Source organism: Devosia soli, assembly GCF_000970455.1.
Lineage (GTDB): Bacteria > Pseudomonadota > Alphaproteobacteria > Rhizobiales > Devosiaceae > Devosia > Devosia soli.
Genome location: NZ_LAJG01000014.1, coordinates 636,090 through 658,605 on the forward strand (window position 1 = coordinate 636,090; position 22,516 = coordinate 658,605).

The 22,516-nt window shown below is 60.9% G+C and carries 18 protein-coding genes and 2 pseudogenes; 7 read left to right on the plus strand and 13 right to left on the minus strand.

Annotated elements, in window-relative coordinates; genetic code table 11:
* Window positions 1-69 precede the first annotated feature (69 nt).
* From VW35_RS07195 to uraH, 8 genes are all read right to left on the minus strand, one after another.
* Entirely contained in the window at window positions 70-1,155 is a 1,086-nt protein-coding gene (locus VW35_RS07195; RefSeq protein ID WP_046142263.1) for a BMP family ABC transporter substrate-binding protein, read from the minus strand.
* Window positions 1,156-1,210: 55 nt separating this feature from the next.
* Window positions 1,211-2,134, minus strand: a complete 924-nt coding sequence (locus VW35_RS07200; RefSeq protein ID WP_046142264.1) for an ABC transporter permease — start codon at window positions 2,132-2,134, stop codon at window positions 1,211-1,213.
* Window positions 2,134-3,216, minus strand: a complete 1,083-nt coding sequence (locus tag VW35_RS07205; protein WP_046142265.1) for an ABC transporter permease — start codon at window positions 3,214-3,216, stop codon at window positions 2,134-2,136. The genes VW35_RS07200 and VW35_RS07205 overlap by 1 nt, the downstream gene beginning before the upstream one ends.
* The gene (locus VW35_RS07210; protein WP_046142266.1) at window positions 3,200-4,732 is read right to left on the minus strand and encodes an ABC transporter ATP-binding protein; all 1,533 of its coding nucleotides are present in this window, start codon (window positions 4,730-4,732) and stop codon (window positions 3,200-3,202) included. Before VW35_RS07210 ends, VW35_RS07205 begins: the two co-directional genes overlap by 17 nt.
* A gap of 1 nt (window position 4,733) precedes the next feature.
* Window positions 4,734-5,591: a xanthine dehydrogenase accessory protein XdhC gene (gene xdhC, locus VW35_RS07215; protein ID WP_046142267.1), complete on the minus strand. Its 858-nt coding sequence runs from the start codon at window positions 5,589-5,591 to the stop codon at window positions 4,734-4,736.
* A gap of 145 nt (window positions 5,592-5,736) precedes the next feature.
* On the minus strand, window positions 5,737-8,067 hold the full coding sequence (gene xdhB, locus VW35_RS07220) for a xanthine dehydrogenase molybdopterin binding subunit (RefSeq protein WP_046142268.1): 2,331 nt from the start codon (window positions 8,065-8,067) through the stop codon (window positions 5,737-5,739).
* Entirely contained in the window at window positions 8,067-9,533 is a 1,467-nt protein-coding gene (gene xdhA / locus VW35_RS07225; protein ID WP_046142269.1) for a xanthine dehydrogenase small subunit, read from the minus strand. The genes xdhB and xdhA overlap by 1 nt, the downstream gene beginning before the upstream one ends.
* A gap of 3 nt (window positions 9,534-9,536) precedes the next feature.
* Window positions 9,537-9,890, minus strand: a complete 354-nt coding sequence (gene uraH / locus VW35_RS07230) for a hydroxyisourate hydrolase (protein WP_046142270.1) — start codon at window positions 9,888-9,890, stop codon at window positions 9,537-9,539.
* A gap of 134 nt (window positions 9,891-10,024) precedes the next feature.
* Between uraH and VW35_RS07235 the strand changes: the two genes are divergently transcribed.
* A complete protein-coding gene (locus tag VW35_RS07235) occupies window positions 10,025-11,011 on the plus strand; it encodes a LysR family transcriptional regulator (protein ID WP_083982499.1) in 987 nt (328 codons plus the stop codon).
* 94 nt (window positions 11,012-11,105) lie between these two features.
* Window positions 11,106-12,524 (plus strand): allantoinase PuuE, encoded by a 1,419-nt coding sequence (puuE, locus tag VW35_RS07240; protein WP_046142271.1) that lies wholly within the window; start codon window positions 11,106-11,108, stop codon window positions 12,522-12,524.
* Between the two features lie 385 nt (window positions 12,525-12,909).
* Here the strand turns inward: puuE and VW35_RS07245 are convergent, their stop codons facing one another.
* Complete coding sequence (locus VW35_RS07245) at window positions 12,910-13,386, minus strand: pyridoxamine 5'-phosphate oxidase family protein (protein WP_046142272.1); 477 nt, start codon at window positions 13,384-13,386, stop codon at window positions 12,910-12,912.
* Window positions 13,387-13,509: 123 nt separating this feature from the next.
* Here VW35_RS07245 and VW35_RS07250 point away from each other — a divergent pair.
* Window positions 13,510-15,590, plus strand: a pseudogene (locus VW35_RS07250) (phosphoketolase family protein); the annotation flags it as partial.
* A 103-nt stretch (window positions 15,591-15,693) separates the two neighbouring features.
* Here the strand turns inward: VW35_RS07250 and VW35_RS07255 are convergent.
* From VW35_RS07255 to VW35_RS07270, 4 genes and pseudogenes are all read right to left on the minus strand, one after another.
* Window positions 15,694-17,439 carry an HAD-IC family P-type ATPase gene (locus tag VW35_RS07255; RefSeq protein WP_052951561.1) on the minus strand — a complete coding sequence of 582 codons (1,746 nt, stop codon included), beginning with the start codon at window positions 17,437-17,439 and terminating at the stop codon, window positions 15,694-15,696.
* Between the two features lie 27 nt (window positions 17,440-17,466).
* Window positions 17,467-17,598, minus strand: a pseudogene (locus VW35_RS22255) (hypothetical protein); the annotation flags it as partial.
* Between the two features lie 241 nt (window positions 17,599-17,839).
* Entirely contained in the window at window positions 17,840-18,094 is a 255-nt protein-coding gene (locus VW35_RS07265; protein ID WP_046142274.1) for a DUF1344 domain-containing protein, read from the minus strand.
* Window positions 18,095-18,389: 295 nt separating this feature from the next.
* On the minus strand, window positions 18,390-20,036 hold the full coding sequence (locus VW35_RS07270; protein WP_052954054.1) for a globin-coupled sensor protein: 1,647 nt from the start codon (window positions 20,034-20,036) through the stop codon (window positions 18,390-18,392).
* A 258-nt stretch (window positions 20,037-20,294) separates the two neighbouring features.
* Between VW35_RS07270 and VW35_RS07275 the strand changes: the two genes are divergently transcribed.
* From VW35_RS07275 to VW35_RS07285, 4 genes are all read left to right on the plus strand, one after another.
* Window positions 20,295-20,750: a hypothetical protein gene (locus tag VW35_RS07275; protein WP_152662512.1), complete on the plus strand. Its 456-nt coding sequence runs from the start codon at window positions 20,295-20,297 to the stop codon at window positions 20,748-20,750.
* Window positions 20,751-20,806: 56 nt separating this feature from the next.
* Window positions 20,807-21,016, plus strand: a complete 210-nt coding sequence (locus VW35_RS21270; RefSeq protein ID WP_152662513.1) for a hypothetical protein — start codon at window positions 20,807-20,809, stop codon at window positions 21,014-21,016.
* 161 nt (window positions 21,017-21,177) lie between these two features.
* The gene (locus VW35_RS07280; RefSeq protein ID WP_046142276.1) at window positions 21,178-21,996 is read left to right on the plus strand and encodes a bifunctional allantoicase/(S)-ureidoglycine aminohydrolase; all 819 of its coding nucleotides are present in this window, start codon (window positions 21,178-21,180) and stop codon (window positions 21,994-21,996) included.
* A gap of 3 nt (window positions 21,997-21,999) precedes the next feature.
* Window positions 22,000-22,506: an ureidoglycolate lyase gene (locus tag VW35_RS07285; RefSeq protein ID WP_046142277.1), complete on the plus strand. Its 507-nt coding sequence runs from the start codon at window positions 22,000-22,002 to the stop codon at window positions 22,504-22,506.
* Window positions 22,507-22,516: the final 10 nt, after the last annotated feature.

A 22,516-nucleotide genomic window follows, 5' to 3' on the forward strand; every position in this document is an offset into this window, starting at 1 on the left:
CATATTCGGCGGCCGACAAAGAAAAGGCGAGCGTCAGCCCGCCCTTTCCAGTTTGCCTATCAGCCCGGCTTACGCCGGCTGTTCGACGCCTTCGACGTACCAGTCCATGCTCAAGAGCTCAGCGTCGGTCATGGTGACGCCAGCGGCAACGCGCTCGGTGCCAGTGTTGTCCTTGATCGGGCCGGTGAAGATGTGGAAGGAGCCATCGATCTGGCCATTCTTTACTTCGTCAGCAGCAGCGCGGACGTCTTCCGGCACCTTGGCGCCGTACGGGCCCATCTGCACCACGTCTTCCTTAAGGCCTTCCCAGGTATTGCCAGGCGCCCAGGTGCCGGCCAGAACGGCTTCGGCAGAGGCGAGGTAGTGCGGGCCCCAGTGGTCGATGATGGCGGTGAGCTGGGTGTCCGGAGCAAAGGCGCTCATATCTGCGCCCTGGCCGAAGCCACCGACGATACCGCGTTCGGCGGCAACCTGCAGGGCAGCCGGGCCGTCGGTGTGCTGAGCGACGATGTCGATGCCCTGATCGATCATGGCGCGGGCAGCGTCAGCTTCCTTGGCCGGATCGTTCCAGGTCGAGATGTAAACCGGCTTGATCGTGAACTCAGGATTGACCTTACGCGCAGCAAGTACGAAAGAGTTGATGCCCATGACCACTTCCGGGATCGGGAACGAGCCGATGTAGCCCGCCTTGCCGGTCTTGGACATGTGACCGGCAATCGTGCCGCAGACCGCACGGCCTTCATAGAAGCGCGCATTGTAAAGCCCGATATTGGGGCCGCTCATGTAGCCAGTTGCGTGCTCGAAAGCGATATCCGGGAACTGCGGAGCGACCTTGACCACGGAGTCGCCGAAGCCGAAGCTCGTTGCGAAAATCAGGTTGCAGCCCTGCTGGGCCAGTTCGCGCAGGACGCGTTCGCAGTCCGGGCCTTCCGGCACGTTTTCGACATAAACCGTCTCGACCTTATCGCCGAGCTGTTCTTCGACATAAAGGCGGCCCTGGTTATGGGCATAGTTATAGCCATTGTCGTTGATCGAACCGACATAGATGAAGCCGATCTTGATCTTTTCGAGCTGCGCGAAGGCGCGCGAGCCCAAGAGCGGCATGGCCAAGGCGGCACCACCGACCTTGACGAATGTACGACGCGAAAGTGTCATCTGATGTTTCTCCTGACTGACGTTCCTTGATTGAGACGATCGTTCCGGTGTCATCTCAATTGGCGGGCAAAAACGGCTTGCCGAGGCATGCCGGTGCATTGGTTGAGGCGTCGCGGCGGATCGAGATGAGGACCAGCACGACGACGGTTGCAAGATAGGGCAGAGCTGCCCAAAGCTCGGATGGCACGGCGCTCAGCGGGCCGCCCCCGGCCTTGGCATAAAGCTCCATAGTCATCACCAGCCCGAACAGATAAGCGCCGCCGAGCAGCCGGAAAGGCTTCCACGAGGCAAACACCACCAGCGCCACAGCGATCCAGCCGCGCCCCGCCGTCATACGCTCGGCCCATTGCGGGGTCAGCAAAAGCGGAAAACAGGCCCCGGCAAGGCCGGCCATGGCGCCGCCGAACATCACGGCGAGATAGCGAACGCCGATCACCGAATAGCCGATCGAGTGCGCCGATTGGTCATTCTCGCCAACAGCGCGCAAGATCAGCCCAGCGCGTGTCTTGTGGAGGAAGTACCAGATGGCGACGACCATGACGAAGGAGAAGTAGACCGGAAAGGAATAGCCGAAAATGACACGCAGGACCGGATGGGTGGCGAGATCTGCGGGAAAGAGCGGCTGCATCAGCGTCACAGGACGCGCCGAATAGGACGAACCAGCAAGCGCCGAAAAACCCGTGCCGAAGATGGTCAGCGCCAGGCCTGTCGCCGTCTGGTTAGCAGAAAGCGAGAGGGTCAGAAACCCGAAGATCAGCGAGGCCGCCGTGCCGGCAGCAGCGCCGCAGAGCAGCGCCAGATAGGGATTGCCGGTGTGGAACTGGACAACGAAGCCGGCGATGGCGCCGATCAGCATCATGCCTTCGACACCGAGATTGAGCACCCCTGCCCGCTCGACGACAAGTTCCCCAAGCGCTGCGATGAGGATTGGCGTCGATGCACCGACCACCGTGATCAGAATGGCGAGCGTCAGCTCCATTATGCGGCCCCCACCGATGGCTGCGGCGAAACGCGGCGCAACCGGTATTTGATCAGGATGTCCCCGGCCAAAAGGAAGAACAGCATCATCGCCTGGAAAATGCCGGTCGCCGCATTAGGCAAGCCAATCGTCGTCTGCGCCACTTCCCCGCCCACAAAGGTGATAGCGAGGACGACGCCGGCAACGATCACGCCCAGCGGGTTAAGACGACCGAGGAAGGCGACGATAATCGCCGTGAACCCATAATTGGTCGGAAAGCCCGGCACCATCCGTTGGAATGGTCCGGCGACCTCGAGCACTCCCGCAAGCCCGGCAAGGCCCCCGCTGACCAGCATGGCCAGCCAGATGGTCTTGTTCTCCGAGAAGCCCCCATAGCGTGCAGCATGTGGCGCAGCACCGACGACGCGCATGCGATAGCCGAAGACCGATCGGGTCATGATGAACCAGGCGACAATCCCGACAATCACCGCAATCGGCACGCCGAGATGCACGATAGTGCCCGGTATGATCGTGGGCAGCCGGGCCGCCTCCGAAAACAGTCGCGTCTGCGGAAAGCCCATGCCCATCGGGTCCTTCCAGGGCGCGCGGATAAGGTAATAGATGAGCTGCACCGAGGCATAGGTCAGCATGAGGCTTGTCAGGATTTCATTGACGTTGAGCCGTGTGCGCAGGAATGCCGGAATGGCAGCATAAGCCATGCCTCCGAGGATGCCCGCCAGGACCATCAGTGGTAGGATCCACCACCCAGTCATGCCGTAGGTAAGAAGGGCAATACCTGTGCCCGCGAGGCCGCCGATCACATATTGCCCTTCGGCGCCGATGTTCCAGACATTGGCGCGATAGGCAATGGAAAGGCCCGTACCGATGATGATCAATGGCGCGGCCTTGATGCCGAGATCCTGCCACTTGTAGCTATTGGTCAGCGGAGTCAGGAAAATCTCGCGAACCGCCCCGAGGCCATCATACCCGATCAGGGAGAAGATCACGGTCCCGAGCACCATGGTCAGCAGCACCGCGGCAAACGGGGTAATGTAGCTCATCAACCGCGACGGTTCGCGGCGCTTCTCAAGCCGGAATTGCATCTGCGCCCTCCGTCGTCCCATGGACGCCGCCCATCAGGAGGCCAATCTCTTCAATGCTGAAATCCTTGACCGGCCGCGCCTCGCTGAGCCGTCCCATATTGATCACCGCAAGCGTATCGCAGAGCGCCCGCAGTTCATCGAGGTCTTGGCTGATGACAACGATTGCCGATCCGGCCGCCGCAAGATCGACCAGCGCCTGATGGATGGCCGCCGCTGCACCCGCATCGACACCCCAGGTCGGCTGACTGACGACCAGCACCGAAGGCTTTTGCAGAATTTCGCGGCCCATGATGTATTTCTGCAGATTGCCACCCGAGAGTGAGCCGGCAGTTGACGCCGGCCCCAGTGCCTTGACGGCGAAGTCCGCAATGACCTTACCAGTGTAAGTCTTTGCCGCGCCTGAATTGATGAGACCCATCACGACCATGCCGAGACGATCGCGCGCCGTCAGCACGGAATTGTCGGCAAGGGAAAAATCGCCGACGGCAGCGTGACCATTGCGCTCTTCGGGCACCGCGCAAAGCCCCTGCTTGCGTCGCTCGGTGGTGTTCATCAGCCCGATGCCGTAGCCATCGATAGTGATCGCTTCGCGATCATCGCCGATGATCTCGCCCGAGAGCGCATCGAGCAGCGCGTTTTGCCCATTGCCGGCCACGCCAGCAATGCCGAGAATTTCGCCTGAGCGAACAGTGAAACTGACATTGTCGACGGGCACATCGAAATGCCCGGTCTTGCCGGTGCGCAGCCGATTGACCACCAGTTTGGGCGGGCCAAGGACCCTGCCCTCACCCTTGACGATATCGCGCAGACCCGTGCCGATCATCTTCTCGGCCATCGATCGGCTGGTTTCCTGCTTCGGATCGCACGTATCGACAAGCTTGCCGCCGCGCAGGATCGTCGCGGTATCGCACAAGGCTTTGATTTCATGGAGCTTATGCGAAATGTAGAGGATCGAGCAGCCTTCGGCCGCCAGCTTCCGAAGCACAGTGAAGAGCTGCTCCACTTCCTGCGGCGTCAGCACCGAGGTGGGCTCGTCCATGATCAATAGCTGCGGATTGAGCAGCAATGCGCGCACGATCTCGATGCGCTGCCGTTCGCCGACCGAAAGCGTTGCCACCGTTCGATGCGGATCGAGCAGGAGGCCATAGGTCTGCATGACTTCGCGGATACGGCTTTCGAGCTCACGCGATGGAATTTTCGCGTCCATCCCGAGCGCGATGTTTTCGAGCACCGTCAGCGCTTCGAACAACGAAAAGTGCTGAAACACCATACCGATGCCAAGCTTGCGCGCGGCTTTGGGATTGGGCACCACGACCGGCTCGCCGTTCCAGCGGATTTCGCCGGCATCGGGCTGCATGATGCCGTAGATCATCTTGACGAGGGTGGACTTGCCGGCGCCGTTTTCCCCCAGAAGCGCGTGGATCTCACCCGGCTTTACTGAGAAGGATACGTGATCGTTGGCCAAAACGCCGGGAAACTGCTTGGTGATGCCGGTGAGTTCGAGCCGATTGGGCATGTTAGAGTCCACTCGCCACCCTTTCTCGCGAAGGGGCGGACGCGCACCCGTCAGTAGCTTCCCGTTGCCTAATCTGGACCATAATTTCGGCCGCCGCCAGAGCCGCGATCACCGATGGCCGTTTATCCCCAAGCCCTTGTGCACCAATGGGTAACACCAATCTCTCCAATGCCGTTCTTTGGCCGCCCTGCTCCAGATACCAGCTCGCAAACTTCGCCCGCTTCGTTTTCGAGCCAACCATACCAACATAGGGGCTGTCGAGCCTTGCGAGCGCCTCATTGGCAATAAGAAAATCAAGAGCGTGATCGTGGGTGAGGATCACGTAGGCGCTACCGCGCGGCGCGGCGCGCACGACAGCCTCGGGCATCGCCACGCGGCGATGGGCGATGCCTGAGGGCAAGAGATCGAGTTCGTCCTGGCGCGTATCGATGACTTGCACCCGCACGGGCAAGAGCGAGAGGATTTGAGCAAGGACGCGCCCGACATGCCCGGCCCCGAACACATAGACCCGCGGCGTCGCGGCATCCTCAGCCATCGTCCGCGCTATTACATCGCGCCGGACTTTTGCATCGGCATAGCGCAACGCGACATTGACTCGCCCGCCGCAACACTGCCCGATTTCCGGCCCCAGCGGCACTTCCATCGCTGCCTCGGCGCGCCCCTCGGCAATCAACCGCCGCGCATGGTCGATGACCATATATTCAAGCGCACCACCGCCGATCGTGCCGTAAATGGCGCCGAGGGCGACAAGCATGAAGGTGCCCTGCTCGCGCGGAGAGGAACCACGGACCGAAGTCAGTTCGCAGGCAATGATGTCGGGATTGGCAGCGAGAAAGGATTCGAGGGCGGTGGAGGTCATTGCTTCTGCACCCCCACCCAACCTCCCCCTACAAGGGGGAGGAGTAGAACGGTGTTTGAGGCATCATCCCGCCATATGCACAGTTGCGTCCCTCCCCCTTCCAGGGGGAGGCGAGGTGGGGGTCCGGCAAACACGCTGCCCAATCTCACCCCCGCGCCTCCCGCTTCATCCGCTCGACGCCCATCAGCACCCGCTCCGGCGTCACCGGCATATTGAGCTGCGGCGCGATCTTGTAGTCCGCCACGCTCGCCACTGCCATGCCCAGCGCTTCCGGCACGCTCATCGCCAACATGAACGGCGGCTCACCCACCGCCTTGGATCGGCCGATCGTGGGCTCCTTGTTCACCGACCACTCTGCCAGCTTCACGTTAAAAATCGGCGGCACATCGCTCGCGAGGGGTATCTTATAGGTAGACGGTGCGTGCGTCCGAAGCTGCCCCTTGGCGTCCCAAACGAGCTCTTCCGTCGTCAGCCACCCCATGCCCTGCACGAAAGCGCCTTCGACCTGGCCCAGATCGATCGCCGGGTTCAGCGACTTGCCGACATCATGCAAAATATCGACCCGGTCGACGGTATATTCTCCGGTCAACGTATCAATCGTAACTTCGCTCGCCGAAGCGCCGTAAGCAAAATAATAGAACGGATGCCCGCGGCCAGTCGCCCGGTCCCAGTGAATCTTGGGCGTCTTGTAAAAGCCCGCCGCCGAAAGCTGCACGCGGTTCATGTAAGCCGACATCGCCAGTTCGGCGAAGGGCACGAATTTTGGGCCAGCCTGAATACCGCCCTGCACCCATTCGCACTCGGCTTCGCTCATCTCATGGAGCTTGGCCGCATGCGCGACCAGCCGCTCCTTGATCTGCCGGCAAGCATCGTAGGCTGCCGCACCATTGAGATCGGAGCCGGACGAAGCCGCAGTCGCCGAGGTGTTAGGCACCTTCCCCGTGGAGGTCGCCATGATCTTGACCGTGTCGAGGTTTACCCCGAACGCATCGGCCACCACCTGCGCGACCTTTATATAGAGCCCCTGCCCCATCTCGGTGCCGCCATGCGACAGATGGATCGAACCATCCTTATAAACGTGCACCAGCGCACCAGCCTGATTGTACCATGTCGCGGTGAAGGAGATGCCGAACTTCACCGGCGTCAGCGAAATGCCCTTTTTCAGGATCGTGCTGGTCTTGTTGAACGCGAGGATGGCCTGCCGCCGCGCCTGATAATCCGATGAAGCCTCAAGCTCCTCGACCACGCGGTGGATGATGTTGTCCTCCACCACCTGATGATAGGGCGTCACATTATCAGTATCGGTGCCATAAAAGTTGGCCTTGCGGATCTCCAGCGGATCCTTGCCCAGCGAATAGGCAATGTCTTCGATCCACCTTTCCGCCCCCACCATGCCCTGCGGCCCGCCAAAGCCGCGGAAGGCGGTGTTGGAGACGGTATTGGTATAAAGCGGCTCCGACCGCGCCCTCACCGCCGGATACCAATAGGCATTGTCGCAATGAAACAGTGCCCGGTCCGTTACCGGCCCCGACAGGTCTGACGAATAGCCGGCCCGCGCACCATAAACCGCATCCACCGCATGGATCTTGCCCGTCTCGTCATAGCCAACGTCATAATCGACCACGAAATCATGTCGCTTGCCGGTCGCGCTCATGTCGTCGTCGCGATCGGGTCGCAATTTGCAGGCGCGGTTCCATTTCTTTGCCGCCAGCGCCGCAACCACCGCAAAGAGATTCCCCTGCGTTTCCTTGCCACCGAAACCGCCACCCATGCGGCGAACATTGACCGTCACCGCATTGTGCCGGATGCCCAGCGCCTGCGCCACGATCAGCTGGATTTCGCTCGGATGCTGGGTGGAAGAAAACAGCGTGACGTCCTCGTCCTCGCCTGGAATGGCGAGCGCAATCTGACCCTCGAGATAAAAGTGATCCTGTCCGCCAATGGTGATCGCGCCCTTGGCCCGGCGCGGCGCGCCGGCGAGGCCAGTTTTCACATCGCCCCGCTCAAGCTTGAGCGGCGGCGTCACGAGCTTCCCACCAGCTGCCTGGGCCGAGCGCACATCGGTAAAAAACGGCAGTTCGTTATAATCGATCTTGACGAGATGCGCCGCCCGCCGTGCCTGATCGCGCGTCTCGGCAACCACCGCGAACATCGGCTGCCCCCAGAAATGCACGACGCCATCGGCAAAGACCGGCTCGTCATGCATATGCGCCGAGCTTATATCCAGCACGCCCGGCACATCGTCATTTGTAAGGACGCCGATGACACCCGGCGCCTTCAACACCGCAGAGAAGTCCATGCCCGCGATCTCGGCATGCGCCACGGTCGATAGCCCAAGGTAGGCGTGCATGGTGCCGACAGGCTCGACGATGTCGTCGATATATTCAGCGGTGCCAGTGACGTGCTTCGGTCCGCTATCGTGGCGCGTTGCCTTATGCAGCACGGATAGATTGATCGGCGCCTGATGCTTGTTCATCACGCCACCTCCCGCTTGAGCCGCTCGCCCTGCCCGGACGTTTCGAGGAAAAACCGCTTGAGCAAGTTTTGCGCCGTCAGCAACCTATATTCCGCCGAAGCGCGCATATCGCTGATCGGCTGATAATCATCGGCGAAAGCCAAAACGGCTGCCTCAACCGTTTCCATCGTCCACGTCTTACCGACAAGCGCCGCCTCCACCGCCTTGGCCCGCTTCGGCGTCGCCGCCATGCCGCCAAAGGCAATCCGAGCCATGCCGACAGTGCCGGCATCGTTGACGAATATGCGGAACGCGCCACATAGCGCCGAGATATCCTCCTCGCGCCGCTTGGAGATTTTATAGGTCGCAAACTTTTCGCCCGCCGGCAGCAGCGGCAGCGTCACGCTCTCGACGAACTCGCCCGGCTGCCGATCCTGCTTGCCATAGGCAAGAAAATAATCCTCCAGCTTGATCTCGCGCCGATGCTCGCCGCGCCGCAGATGCAGCTTCGCCCCGAGCGCAATGAAGGGCGGCGGTGTGTCCCCGATGGGCGAGCCATTGGCAATATTGCCGCCGATGGTGCCCATGTTGCGGATCTGCTCACCTGCGAAACGGTTCCAGAGTTCGCCCAGCTGCGGAAAATTCGCCTGAATGACCGGCAGCGCTTCAGAATAGGTGACGCCTGCATAAAAACGCACTTCGCTGGCGTTCTCGGCGATACGCTTCAATTCTTGCAGATGGCCGATGAATATCACCGGCCCGATATTGCGCATGAATTTCGTCACCCACAGCCCGACATCGGTCGAGCCGGCGACGATCCGCGCATTGGAATTAGCCTCGTAGACTTCAGCGAAATCATCAAGGCCCGCCGGAATGATGATCTGTCTGTCGCCCTCGCCGATCACCACGCGGCGCCCATCGTTGAGCGCCTTGATCTTGCCCTTGACGGCAATCCGTTCAGCCCAGAGCACATCGCCCTGCGGCTGGCCATAAGTGCCCATCGCCTCGCCGGCACGGATGATCGGCGCATATCCCGTGCAGCGGCAGAGATTACCCTGCAGCGCCTTCTCGATCGCCGAGCGCGACGGGCTGGGGTCGCGCATCCAGAGCCCATAAAGGCTCATGACGAAACCCGGCGTGCAGAACCCGCATTGCGAGCCGTGATGATCGACCATCGCCTGCTGCACAGGATGCAGCGTACCATTCTCGCCGCGCAGATGCTCGATGGTCACGACATGCGTGCCATGGAGACTTCCGACGAACCGGATGCACGCCGTCACGGCATCATAAATAATCTCGTCGCCTATCAGCCGGCCAACCAGCACGGTGCAGGCCCCGCAATCGCCCTCGGCACAGCCTTCCTTGGAGCCGCGCAGACGTCTCTCCAGCCGCAGCCAATCGAGCAGCGTCAGGTCTGGCGCCACATCGGTGAGCGAGACCTCCTCGCCATTGAGGAGAAACCGGATTGCGTTTGCAACTTCCACCATCGCTCAGCTCCCCCGATAGGTCGAATAGGCGAAGGGGCTGACGAGCAGCGGCACGTGATAGTGCTTGTCCTCGGAAATCGTAAAGCGGATCGGCACCACATCGAGGAACGGCGTTTCGACCTCGACCCCGATCCGCTCGAAATACTGCCCAACATGAAAGCGGATTTCGAACTCGCCTTGCTGGAACTGGTCGTCGGCAAGCAGCGGCTGGTCCACCCGGCCATCGGCATTGGTGTAGCTGTCGCCCAGGTGATGGGTGTGGTCGCCATGCACGAAGTGCAGTTCGAGCCGCATGCCGCGCGCCGGCTTGCCCGCCATCGTGTCGAGAACGTGAGTGGTAAGGCGTCCGCCGGCCATATGCTGCTCCTAAGCACGCCGTCCGAACGTGGGGCCGTTCCAGACCGGCATGCGTTATTCGTTTCCCCTAAGAGCACCATAGAACCGCGATTCTGCTCTTGATACTCTCAAATTGGGAGCACTATGCTGCCGATATGGCAACAGACGCAAACGAAAAGCCGCTGCAAGATCGCCCTCGCGAACACGCCCTTTCCGCTGGGCTCCTTGCCCGCGTCTTTCATCAGCCATCCCTCCTCTATTTCAACGCCGTCGCTACCCATCTCTCCATCCGCGAAGCCGCCCGCCGTCTAAACGTGGCCTCCTCCGCCGTCACCCGTCAGGTCGCCCAGCTGGAGGACGCCCTCGGCATCACGCTCTTCCTCCGCGACAAGCGCCGCATGCGCCTCTCCCCTGCCGGTGAAATCCTCTTCCGTCATTCGCGCCGCCTCGCCGCCCCGATGGAAGCCGCCGTCTCCGAGATCGAACTGTTGCGCGGCGTCAGGGCCGGCGTGGTCCGCATTGGCACCGTCGAAAGCGTTGGCCTCTCGTTCCTGCCGCGCCTGATCTCGGACTTTGGTCAGCGCTACCCGCGCCTCACAATCGATATTTCAATAGTATCCTCCAGCGAAGTCATCGAACGGCTCGCCGAAGAGCGCATCGACATCGGCTTCGGCTTCCTCGCCAAACCCCATCGCCAGGTCGACATCGCCTTCCGCCGCGACGTCCATATCGGCGCCGTCATGGTCCCGGACCATCCCCTCGCCGGCGCGCCAAAGCTCACCATGGAGCAGTGCCTCGATCACGCGCTCGCCGTCGCCAAACCCGAAATCTCCATCCGCGAGGTCATCGAGCCCTTCCTCCGCCGCTCCGGCATGCTGCCGCCCATGGTCGAGGCCAATTCCATCCGCATGCTGGTCGAGCTCGCGCTTGGCGGCCATTACGTTTCGATCATGACGCCCATCGGCGCGCAAAATGAAATCGCCGACGGTCGCCTTGTGTTCAATGCATTGAGCGGCGGCCTCCCGACCAACCGTTTCGGCATCCTCGTCCGCTCCGGCACTGCGCTTCATCTGGCGCCCGCGATCTTCTTCGACCACGCCAAGAGCTATTTTGAGGGCGTGCAGCTTCCCGGCGCAATTTGAAGCAAACCCCATGAGCTCTTCTCATGGTGCTGGCGCAATCACCCATCCTGCGCTTAGCTTGGACGAAATCGACCACGACTGAACGAGACCGCCGATGAACCGCTACCCCCGCGATATGCAAGGCTATGGCCGCAACATCCCCAATGCCAATTGGCCGGGAGGCGCCCATGTCGCGGTACAATTCGTGCTCAATTACGAAGAGGGCGGCGAAAACAACATCCTCCACGGCGACGCCGCCTCCGAAGCCTTTCTGGTCGACGTGCTCGGCGCCGCCCCCTGGCCCGGCCAGCGCCATGCCAATGTGGAGTCCATGTACGAATATGGCGCCCGGGCCGGCTTCTGGCGGCTCCATCGCCTTTTCACCGAGGCAAACCTGCCCGTCACCATCTACGGCGTCGCCACCGCCCTGATGCGCGCTCCCGAACAACTCGCCGCCATGCAGGAGGCCGGCTGGGAGATCGCTTCGCACGGCTACAAATGGGTGCAGCATAAGGACATGTCGCTCGACGAAGAGCGCAGTCAGATTGCAGAAGCCGTGCGCCTTCATACCCTTGCCACCGGTTCCCGCCCCCTTGGCTGGTACACGGGCCGCTCCTCGCTCAACACGGTCGATCTCGTCGCCGACTACGGTGGCTTTGCTTACATTTCCGACACGTACGACGATGACTTACCCTATTGGAGATTCATCCACGGGCACCCTCAGCTCATCATCCCCTATTCCCTCTCGACCAATGACATGCGCTTCGTCACCGGCCCCGGCTTCGACAACGGCGAAGAATATTTCCAGTTCTTGAAGGACAGTTTCGACTGCCTCTACGCTGAAGGCCAGGCCGGCTCGCCCAAGATGATGTCGCTGGGGCTGCATTGCCGCCTCGTCGGCCAGCCCGGGCGCTTCCAAGGCCTGAAAAAGTTCGTGGACTACATCAAGACATTCGACAAAGTGTGGGTCCCGACTCGTCTAGAGATCGCCCGGCACTGGGCCAAGGAGCATCCCTACACCGCGCCCGAAGTCGTGCCGAGCGAGCTGCCCAAAGACGAGTTCGTCTCGCGTTACGGATCGATCTTCGAGCATTCGCACTGGATCGCCGAACTCGCCTGGGAAAGCGAGCTCGCCCCCGCCAATGACACCGCCATCGGCCTTCACTTCGCCCTGCGCACCCAGTTCCGCATGGCAACGCCCGAGGAACGCCTCGCCGTCCTCCGCGCCCATCCGGACCTCGCCGGAAAGCTTGCCGCCGCCAAGCGCCTGACTGCCGACTCCACCGCCGAGCAAGCCTCAGCCGGCCTCGACGCCCTGACCGATGCCGAGCGCGAAAAATTCACTGCGCTCAACAATTCTTATACTCAAAAGTTCGGATTCCCCTTCATCATCGCCGTGCGCGACCACGATAAGGCGGGCATTCTCGCAAATTTCGAGAAGCGTCTCGCCAATTCGGCCGAAGAAGAATTCGCCACCGCCTGCGCACAGGTCGAGCGCATCGCACTTCTCCGGCTCAAGGCCGTGCTGCCCTAGGGTCATGACGGGTGGGGCCGACCGCCCTACCCATTCCACCCATCCGGATCGGCCTTAAAGACTGGCTCGTCACGAAGCATGCCCATCAACAATGTCAGGGCCGCCAGCCACGGCAGATGATGCTGCAGCCAGTTATGCGATCCAACAAAATGCGATGCACCAAGGTTACTCATGTCTTCAACCATGGGATCAAAAGTTGAAAAATCGGTAACCCTAACCGAACCTTAGCGGCATCTTTCGATTCTGCAGCTTCGAGGTCGTGCTCATCCTTCCCGAAGTACGCTGGTTTTGCATCTGCTGAAGCCATGCCTCGAATGATCACTGGGACCTGCGATGTCTCCGCCAGACCTTGGCTGTCGGCTCCATTCGCTTCAAAACAGCACCTCTATGCAGCCCGCCGATCCGCCTCGCCGATCGTGACCATGTCGGCGTGTCCAAAGCCCTTGGAATAGTCGAGCACGGAAATGACTTCTGGCCGGAGTTCGAACACGGCGACGCCGGAAATATCCATGTCCTTCATCGAGGCCGTATATTCGGGGTATTTCTTGGGAAGCTCGGTGAACAGCACGTCGCGTATCCGCGCCTTGTCCGAGACCGATATCGCCCGCGCAGCCATCGATAGCCCTGTGATGGCTGTGGGGTCGGCTGTGTCGCTATCGACCGTGAGCGACACGCGGTTGTCGCGCGCCAGGTTCTTGGCCTTTTGTGTCTCCTTCCCGGTCATGAAATAGAGCGTCAAACCGTCGCTGACATAACCCACCGTGGTCGCTTGTGGCCAACCATCGGGCCTCAGCGTCGCAAGGGTCAGAATGCGGTGCTTGTCGAGCAGGTCGAGGATTTTGGTACGGAGTGCGGCGTCCATTGGTTGTCTCCATCTCTGTGAGCCCCTGATTGTGGCGCTCCGCACAGGGCGCGTATTGACGAAAAGCAACTATCCGTACGGAAGGGCGGCGATAATGCCCGAACCCGAACGCGGAAACCGAAGATGGCTGATCGTTTGTCCCTGCTCTCGAAGGATGATTTGGACCTGCTCGATCGCTATTGGCGCGCGACCAATTACCTGTCGGTCGGGCAGATCTACCTGCTCGACAATCCGCTTCTTGCAGAGCCGCTTCGTGCCGAACACATCAAGCCACGCCTGCTTGGCCATTGGGGCACGACGCCGGGCCTCAACTTCATCTATACGCACCTCAATCGCCTCATCCGCCTGCGAGACCTCGACGTGTTGTTCGTCTGCGGGCCCGGCCATGGCGGGCCGGCGCTGCTCGCCAATAGCTGGCTCGAGGGCAGCTACAGCGAGATCTATCCCGACGTCAGCCGGGACAAAGAAGGCATGCTCCGTCTTTTCCGCCGCTTCTCCTTTCCAGGAGGTGTGCCAAGCCATGCCTCGCCCGACACGCCCGGTTCGATCCACGAAGGTGGCGAACTCGGCTATTCGTTGTTGCATGCCTATGGTGCGGCCTTCGACAATCCGGGCCTGATCGTCGCATGCATTGTCGGCGATGGAGAAGCCGAGACCGGGGCCCTGGCGGCGTCGTGGCAATCGAACAAGTTTTTGAACCCCGCTCGCGATGGCGCGGTGCTGCCGATCCTGCATCTCAATGGCTACAAGATTGCCGGACCGACCGTTCTCTCCCGCCTCGAACACGGCGAACTCAATAACTACTTTCGCGGGCTTGGGCATGAGCCGCTCTGGGTGGAAGGCAGCGAGCCCATGATCATGCACCAGGCCATGGCCAAAGCCCTCGACGATGCGGCGGACATGATCGCTGCCATCCAGGCGAGCGCACGATCCGGGTCTTCTTCAGATCGAGCGCGTTGGCCTATGCTGATCCTGCGCAGCCCAAAGGGCTGGACCGGCCCTAAACAGGTCGATGGAAAACGGGTGGAGGACTTTTGGCGCGCTCATCAAGTGCCGGTCGCCGAAGTTCGCACCAATCCAGAGCACCTTGCCGTGCTCGAAACATGGTTGCGCAGCTACGCTATAGAGGAGCTCTTCGACGAGAATGGCACACCATTGCCTGACCTGATGAGCATTACGCCCACAGGCAACAGCCGCATGGGCGCTAATCCGCGATCAAACGGCGGCGCACTGCGCAGGGAACTCAGGCTCCCGCCCCCCGCAACATATGCGCTCGATGTTCCGGGCCCCGGCGCAGTGTCGGCAGAGGCGACAAGGATCATGGGGCGGTTCCTGCGCGATGTTTTCAGTCTCAATCAGGCGTCCGCCAATTTCCGATTATTCGGTCCTGACGAAACTGCCTCCAACCGGCTCGATGCGGTCTTCGAGGTGACCGACAGGGTCTGGATGGAGCCGGTATTCGCCTACGGCGAGCACATAAGCCCGTCTGGCCGCGTCATGGAAGTGCTGAGCGAGCAGATGTGCCAGGGTTGGCTCGAAGGCTATCTGCTGACCGGCCGGAATGGCTTCTTTTCGTGCTATGAGGCCTTCATCCACATCGTCGACTCCATGTTCAACCAGCACGCCAAGTGGCTCAAGTCCGCGCGCGCGCTGCCGTGGCGGAAACCCATTGCGTCATTCAATTACCTCCTGACCTCCCATGTCTGGCGCCAGGATCACAATGGCTTTTCGCGTCAGGATCCGGGGTTCATCGATCTCGTCGTCAACAAGAAGGCCGATATCGTCCGCGTCTATTTTCCGCCAGACGCGAATTGCCTCCTTTGGGTCACCGACCACTGCCTGCGCACATATGATCGGATCAACGTCATCATTGCGGGCAAGCAACCCGCACCTCAATGGCTCACGTTGGCGGAAGCAACGGCGCATTGTGAGGCCGGCATTGGCATCTGGGATTGGGCGGGCACCGAACCCGCAGAAAGTGAGCCGGACGTCGTTCTCGCCGCAGCCGGAGACGTGCCGACGCTCGAAATCCTTGCCGCGGCCGATCTCCTGCGGCACGAGCTGCCGTTCTTGAAAATCCGCGTCGTCAACGTCGTCGATCTGATGGCTTGCAGCCTGCAGAAGTGCATCCCCACGGTTTGAGCGACCGTGATTTCGATAGCCTCTTCACGCGCAATAAGCCCGTCATCTTTGCTTATCACGGGAGGATTTGAACCGACAACATGGGAAGAAACGGCAGGATGACCAACGCGCCCGCCATGGAGAACATGTTTCCGAAATTCGAGCTCGTGCCCATCATCACATATTTCATGATGTTGGCGAACGTGCGCCGGCCCTCGCGCACCCCCTCGGCCAGAGGTCGTGCTTGAGGAGGATCATCGATGCCGCTTCCTTGGCGACGTCCACCGCGCTTTCGACTGAAAGCGCGACATCAGCTACGCGAAGGGACGGTGCATCGTTGATACCGTCACCGAGATAGCCGACGACATGACCTCTTCGGCGCAAGGCCGAGATGATGCGCGCCTTCTGCGGCGGCGTGACGCGACAGAAAAGGGTTGTTCCCGAAAGACGTGCGGAGAGTGCCTCGTCGCTAAGGCGATTGAGTTCCGGACCATTGATGACGCCGTCGATCGGGATACCGAGCGCTGCGCACACATGTCGCGTCACCCGCTCGTTATCTCCAGTGACGATCTTCACCGTCACGCCAAGATGGGAAAGCGCTTCCAGCGCCGAGCGCGCACTGTCTTTTGGCGGATCGAGAAAGGCGGCGAAGCCGGCAAAGGACAGCTCGTTCTCGTCAGAGATGCCGGCATGCGTCCGATCCGCCTCGACTTCGCGCCATGCGACACCCAGCAGCCGGAAACCTTCATCGCCAAGCTGCTCGATAGTCGCGCGCGCCATGGCCTGGGCCTTGTCATCGAGCGTGAGGGCTGCATCATTGCCGGCAACACGATAGGTCGAGGAATGGCCGAGCACGTCCTCCGGAGCGCCTTTGACGATCAGGAAGCGCCGGCCGTCCCGCTCGGCGAGGATCGAAACCCGCCGCCGCTCAAAATCGAAAGGTACTTCATCGATTTTGCGCCAGCCATCCCAATCCGTCGGCGTGGTGTCGAGGATGGCCGCATCGAGCGGGCTCTTCAGCCCGGTTTCGAACGCCGCATTTACGTAGGCCCAGCGCAGCACCTCGCGATTCTCGTTTCCAGCAATGTCGAGCTCGCGGACAAGCTTGATGCGAGCCTCCGTGAGTGTGCCGGTCTTGTCGCTGCATAGGACATCCATGCCGCCGAGATCATGAATGGCGGAAAGGCGCTTTACGATGACCTCGGCACGCGACATGCGCATGGCGCCGCGCGCCAAGGTGACCGAAATCACCATAGGCATAAGCTCCGGCGTCAGCCCCACTGCCAGCGCGAGAGCAAATAGGAAAGATTCGATCACCGGCCGATCAAAGAGTAGGTTGATTAAGACAACGAACAGCACCAGTGCGAGCGTAAGCCGGACGATCAGCGTGCCGAACTTGCGTACCCCCAAGTTGAAAGCCGTGGGCGGCGCTTCCTTGCGCAGTTCACCCGCAATCGCACCAAGGCGCGTCGACTTTCCGGTCGCAATCACCAGTGCTTTTGCAGCATCGCTGATGACCGAACTCCCCATGAAAACGGCATTTTCCGGCGTAGCGCCCTCTGCCGCTCCTCGCGCCAGCTCGCTGGCCGATTTTTCGACCGGATAGGGCTCGCCCGTGAGCAAGGCTTCGTTGACGAAAAGGTCGCGCTCTTCGGTCAGGCGGCAATCGGCCGGTACGAGAGCGCCCGCCGAGAGCAGGACGATATCGCCGATCACCATATCTGCGGCGGGTATCTCCCGCTCATTTCCATCTCGCAAGACGCTGACGCGGAGCGCCACGCGCTGACGCAAGGCTTCTGCTGCTGTAGCCGCACGATGCTCTTGGACAAAGTCGATCAGGATCGACAATACAACGATGGTGGTGATGATAAAAAAGCTGGCGCCCTCGCGGGTCAGCGCCGCGATCGATGCCGCAAACAGGAGCCTGAGCACCAGCGGATTGGAAAATCGTTTAAGAAGATCGACGATCAGCAGCTGGCGCCGCGGCTCCTCGATGAGGTTGGGTCCATTTGCGGCAAGTCGTCGCGGGCTTCCCTCGAGCTCAGCCCATGGACCGATGCCCCCAGAGCGGTGAACAGCTCGGCTAAGGATTTGTTGGTCGGCTCGTCAATGCCACCGATCGTCAGCTGCGTCGCCGCGCTTGTCCCTGTGCGCATCCGAATTTCAGCCAGGCGTGCACCCCTACCTGTGATGGCCAGAATCCCAAGGCCTCATCGCGCATCGCCAGAGGCACCCGCTTACTAACCGCGCTGGCCCGGTGCATCCGCGCCCCAGACCAGCCCTTCAATCCGGTTGTCCACTCCGACGAATGGAATGCGCGCGGTGACTGGCTTCAGCCTGCCGTCACCTTGGACGCCTCATAGGTGGTGCCCTTCATCGTATGGGTGATGGTTACCTTTTCATTGGCCTTCAGCTTTGAAAAATCGCACTTGGGCGCGAACTGATATGTGTGGCCATCCGACAGTTCCACGGTGCACTTGGTGGCATCCATCGTCTTGATGGTGCCGGTGGCGGTCATATCCGCCGCTATTGCGCCCGACATCGCGATAGCCGTGGCCAGGGCGGCCGTGCCAAATAATTTAAGCATCTAGTTTCTCCTTTAGGACAACGAAGGCGCAAGAAGCCTTCGCCCGCGGGAGTATCGAGCCACGAGCGGCCATTGCTTTGACGATCGTCAAAAGCGCTCGGCAGCCTCGATTGGGAGAAAAAGTCAGGTTGTGAGATGACGCTCGTCTACCATGGATCGGCACCGACGCTCAGTCTACTTCGGATTGGCACGCGGCCGCCGTTAGCCTGCCGCTGCGCTGTCGTGAGCGGATAGTCATTGGCAAGGTGGAGAAGCGCGGCGAGGCCGGCAGCCTCGCCCAATCAGGAGCTGTGCCTTAAAACTCGCTCCAGTCCTGCTCGAGCGCGGCGTTGCCATGGCTAAGGTAGGACTTGGTGGCGGTCTGAACCTTCGACTGAACCGCGCGACTGCCCATCTTTGGCGCTGAAGAGGCGCGTTGACGCGTCTGCACCGTCAGCCGCTGGTCGCCGCTCTCGATCTTGAAGACGTCGACGATCCGGTCGAGTTCGGCAGCCTCGCCCTCGGTTTGCTCGATGGCCGCATTGGTCTCTTCGACCAGCGCCGCATTGTGCTGTGTCATCTCGTCCATCTGCCGGACGGCGACGGCAACTTCCGCAAGAGCGGCAGACTGCTCCTTGTTGACCTGGGCGATAGTGTCGATCAGCTCCGCGCTTTCCTGCGCCCCGACTAGAATATCGAGCAGCGTTTCCGAAGCCTTACCGACCAGCCGGGAGCCCGACTGAACTTCGAGCGCGCTGGCTTCGATCAACGCCTTGATCTCGTTGGAGGCCTGCGCCGCCGATTGCGCCAGACGCCGGACTTCCACCGCTACAACGGCAAAACCCTTGCCCGCATCTCCGGCCCGCGCAGCCTCGACCGAAGCGTTAAGCGCCAGAAGGTTGGTCTGGAAGGCGATGTCGTCGATGAGCCCGATGATGCTGGAAATCTTTGCCGAACTCGCCTCGATGGCTGTCATCGCTTCGTTGGCCTGTTGCATCACGGTCCCGCCTTGTGTCGCGCTGCCCGACACCGACTGTGCCTTCTGGCTTGCCGCAGCAGCGCGGCTGGCATTCTCCACCACGGCGGTCGAGAGCTGCTCGATCGAAGCCGAAGTCTGCTCGATGGTTGCCGCCTGCCGCGTCGTGCGATCGGCCAGGTCGTTGACGCCAGACAAAATCTCCCCTGTCGCCGACTTGAGCGAGCGCGACGTCGCCTTGAGCTGCGTGACGATATGGTTGAGCTTTTCGGCAACCGCATTGGTGTCGTGTTTGATCTGCTCGAACTCGGGCTCGAAATCAGCCGTGATCCGCGCGGTCAAATCGCCCCCGGATACGTCCTTGAGCACTTCTCCGGTGAGCGCCACGGCGCGATCGATCTTGGCTTTGGCAGCATCTTCGGCCGCGCGAGCTTCGCTGGTCAGCTTCTCGAAATAGGCGGAGACGCCGATGTCGATATCGAGCAGCATGGATTTAAGCATGTCGCCCAGTGCGCCCGCCATGCGGTCCGCATCGGCCATGAGCTGTTCGGGCGTCGGCGCAATCTTGCGACCGAACCGTCCTGTCTTCGGAGTGAGCGCTTCCGCCATCAGGTCATGGACTACGCCGCGCACCAGCGTTTCGAAAATAATGCCGTAGCCGCCGATATGCCAGCGCGGCTCCAGCCCGATCTGGGCGTGACGCAATCCTATCCTTGTGCTGGCCTCGAAATAGTCTTCGTCAAACCTGCCCGCGGCGATGGCTGTCCAATGTCCCTGCTGCGCCGATTGGGCCCGCTCCATCTGCCGCTTGCCGTCGAAGAATTTGGCAACGGCAGGCACTTGGGAGATGTTGGCGTAGAACTTTTCCAATGCTTCCGGCAAATGCGCGAGAATGTGGCTCTCGATGCCGGCAAGACGCTCGAGTGCTGTTTCATCGATGCCGATGAAATCCAAGCGGGACTGAAGGGATGATTTCTGGTTGTGCATGTGTGCTGCCAAGGACGCCGTTGCTCAAAAATATGAACCGGCCACGACTCCCAGACCTTGACCTAGATCATTGGCCGCCAGCATGAACCAATTATGGTAAAGCTTCGCTTAAGTGCCGAAAATATAAAAACAATATCTCATCCAGGCTTTTTCCTCGACGGGTCAGGGACTTGGACGTACTGCCACCCTGACCACGGCGTTGAGGAACGCCAAAACTAGCGTCGTCGTTATGAGGAAAATCCTCGAATGGGGTCGCAAATGGCCAAGTTCAATGACAATTGGGTGGTTCAGCCGCACGGAGACTGGCTATCGCTCGGCGAGGGTATTTTGACCATCGCTGGAGAGATAAAAATGCCGCTGGGCAACTTTCCGCGACGCATGACTGCCGTCGCATTATCCGGCGATCGCGTAGCGGTTTGGAGCCCTATGCCGCTCGATGAGCCTCACATGGCCGAGCTTGAGGCGATGGGAAAGATAGCCTTGCTGATCGTCCTGGGCGTCGGCCATCGGCTTGACATCAGATCCTGGAAAAAACGCTATCCTGAAGCCAAAGTGGTGTGCCCCAGCGGAGCCAGGGAGGCCGTTGAAGAGGCAGTTCCGGTGGACGGCGTCGACGACGTCCTCGCGGACGATGCCGTGCACCTCAATTGCGCGCCAGGCGTGGCCACAAAGAAGCCGTTCTCTGGGTCAAGCGGCAGGAGGGAACGACGCTGATCGTCAACGATATTCTTGCCAATGTCCGGCACCCTCATGGCATCGGCGCGCACATCATGGCCAGACTATTGGGGTTCGGGGTCGATCATCCCCGCATGCCCCGCATCGGCAAACGTCTTTTCGTCAAGGACCAGGCAGCCCTGGCTTCAGCCTTTCGAGAATGGGCGAAAGTCCCCGATCTACGCCATATCGTCGTCAGCCACGGCGACGTCATTACCGATCCCGTTCCCACGCTCGAACGCGCTGCGGCCGAACTGTCTTCGTAGGCGAGCTGCGCTTCTGCGCGAAACCGCGAAACAAGCGTTGGACAGCTAACATCGCGTGAGGCGAGCTCGAGCCGGCGCACACCCAGCGAATAACAGGCATGGCCTCGTCCACCAATCCGCTCTAGTGTTTTGTGGAATCGTCCCGCATCTGACCCGAGACTATGGCAACGACCTACGCCTCCCCCATCGCCGGCCTTCCAAACCAGATGGCCCTTCACACCGGCCGCGCCACTTTCACCGAGGCCTACGCCCTGATCCCGCATGGTGTCATGCGCGACATCGTCACGTCATACCTGCCGCATTGGCGCGAGACCCGCCTCTGGGTGATCGCTCGTCCGATGTCAGGCTTTGCGGAGACATTTTCGCAGTACATCGTGGAAGTCCTTCCCGGCGGTGGTAGCGAGCACCCGGAACAAAATCCCCAAGCCGAAGGCGTACTCTTCGTCGTCGCTGGCCAGATCGACGTCGCGATCGAAGGCGAGACGCATACGCTTAAGGAGGGCGGTTATGCCTTCCTGTCGCCCGGCTGCAATTGGACGCTCGCCAATCATGGCGCAGCACCCGCTCGCTTCCATTGGGTCCGCAAGCGCTATGAAGCAGTCGATGGCGTCGACATTCCCGCGCCCTTCGTCACCAATGAGCAGAATGAACCCATCCGCTGGATGCCGGACACCAAGGACACCTGGGGCACGACGCGCTTCGTCGAACCCTCCGACCTGCGCCACGACATGCACGTCAATATCGTCACCCTCGAGCCTGGCGCGGTGATCCCCTTCGAAGAAACTCACGTCATGGAGCACGGCCTCTACGTATTGCAGGGCAAGGCAGTTTACCGGCTCAACCGGGATTGGGTCGAGGTCGAACCCGGCGACTTCATGTGGCTCCGCGCCTTCTGTCCGCAAGCCTGCTACGCAGGGCCCGAGCGCTTTCGGTATCTCCTCTATAAGGACGTCAACCGCCACGCTAAGCTGCCGTTCTGAACCATGACCGACATCATCTACATCGAGCCACTCACCGCGGAAACCTTTGCCCCCTTTGGTCAGGTCATCCAGATCGAAGGCGCGCATCATTACCCGATCAATGCCGGCAAAACCGAGCGCTTCCATGATCTAGCCCGCGTCGAACTCGGCGGCGTCCATCCGCGTCCGCTGATCTCGATCTTCCGCGGCCAGCCCTACGCCCTCCCGCTCAAGCTCACCCTTGTCGAGCGCCATCCGCTCGGCAGCCAGGCTTTCTATCCGCTCGCCGAAGCCCACTGGCTCGTCGTCGTCGCCGAGGACGCCAGCGGCACGCCGTCCAATATCCGCGTCTTTCTCCCGGGTCCGGGCCAAGGCGTGAACATCGCCATGAACACTTGGCACGGCGTGCTGACGGTGCTGGATAGGGAAACGGATTTTCTGGTCGTCGATCGGGGCGGAGACGGCAATAATCTCGAGGAATTCGTGCTCGACCCGCCGCTGCTGATTACCCATCGCGAACGGGGTGCTTAACCGCTTCTGG

What these genes read in the sequence shown, in the direction of transcription:
- VW35_RS07205 (WP_046142265.1), bottom strand. Translation starts at nt 3,216, where the DNA reads ATGCAATTCCGGCTTGAGAAGCGCCGCGAACCGTCGCGGTTGATGAGC.
- VW35_RS07200 (WP_046142264.1), bottom strand. Translation starts at nt 2,134, where the DNA reads ATGGAGCTGACGCTCGCCATTCTGATCACGGTGGTCGGTGCATCGACG.
- VW35_RS07210 (WP_046142266.1), bottom strand. Translation starts at nt 4,732, where the DNA reads ATGCCCAATCGGCTCGAACTCACCGGCATCACCAAGCAGTTTCCCGGC.
- uraH (WP_046142270.1), bottom strand. Translation starts at nt 9,890, where the DNA reads ATGGCCGGCGGACGCCTTACCACTCACGTTCTCGACACGATGGCGGGC.
- VW35_RS07280 (WP_046142276.1), top strand. Translation starts at nt 21,178, where the DNA reads ATGGCAACGACCTACGCCTCCCCCATCGCCGGCCTTCCAAACCAGATG.
- VW35_RS07270 (WP_052954054.1), bottom strand. Translation starts at nt 20,036, where the DNA reads ATGCACAACCAGAAATCATCCCTTCAGTCCCGCTTGGATTTCATCGGC.
- xdhA (WP_046142269.1), bottom strand. Translation starts at nt 9,533, where the DNA reads ATGGTGGAAGTTGCAAACGCAATCCGGTTTCTCCTCAATGGCGAGGAG.
- VW35_RS07275 (WP_152662512.1), top strand. Translation starts at nt 20,295, where the DNA reads ATGGCCAAGTTCAATGACAATTGGGTGGTTCAGCCGCACGGAGACTGG.
- VW35_RS07285 (WP_046142277.1), top strand. Translation starts at nt 22,000, where the DNA reads ATGACCGACATCATCTACATCGAGCCACTCACCGCGGAAACCTTTGCC.
- puuE (WP_046142271.1), top strand. Translation starts at nt 11,106, where the DNA reads ATGAACCGCTACCCCCGCGATATGCAAGGCTATGGCCGCAACATCCCC.
- VW35_RS21270 (WP_152662513.1), top strand. Translation starts at nt 20,807, where the DNA reads ATGGCCAGACTATTGGGGTTCGGGGTCGATCATCCCCGCATGCCCCGC.
- xdhB (WP_046142268.1), bottom strand. Translation starts at nt 8,067, where the DNA reads ATGAACAAGCATCAGGCGCCGATCAATCTATCCGTGCTGCATAAGGCA.
- xdhC (WP_046142267.1), bottom strand. Translation starts at nt 5,591, where the DNA reads ATGACCTCCACCGCCCTCGAATCCTTTCTCGCTGCCAATCCCGACATC.
- VW35_RS07235 (WP_083982499.1), top strand. Translation starts at nt 10,025, where the DNA reads ATGGCAACAGACGCAAACGAAAAGCCGCTGCAAGATCGCCCTCGCGAA.
- VW35_RS07245 (WP_046142272.1), bottom strand. Translation starts at nt 13,386, where the DNA reads ATGGACGCCGCACTCCGTACCAAAATCCTCGACCTGCTCGACAAGCAC.
- VW35_RS07195 (WP_046142263.1), bottom strand. Translation starts at nt 1,155, where the DNA reads ATGACACTTTCGCGTCGTACATTCGTCAAGGTCGGTGGTGCCGCCTTG.
- VW35_RS07265 (WP_046142274.1), bottom strand. Translation starts at nt 18,094, where the DNA reads ATGCTTAAATTATTTGGCACGGCCGCCCTGGCCACGGCTATCGCGATG.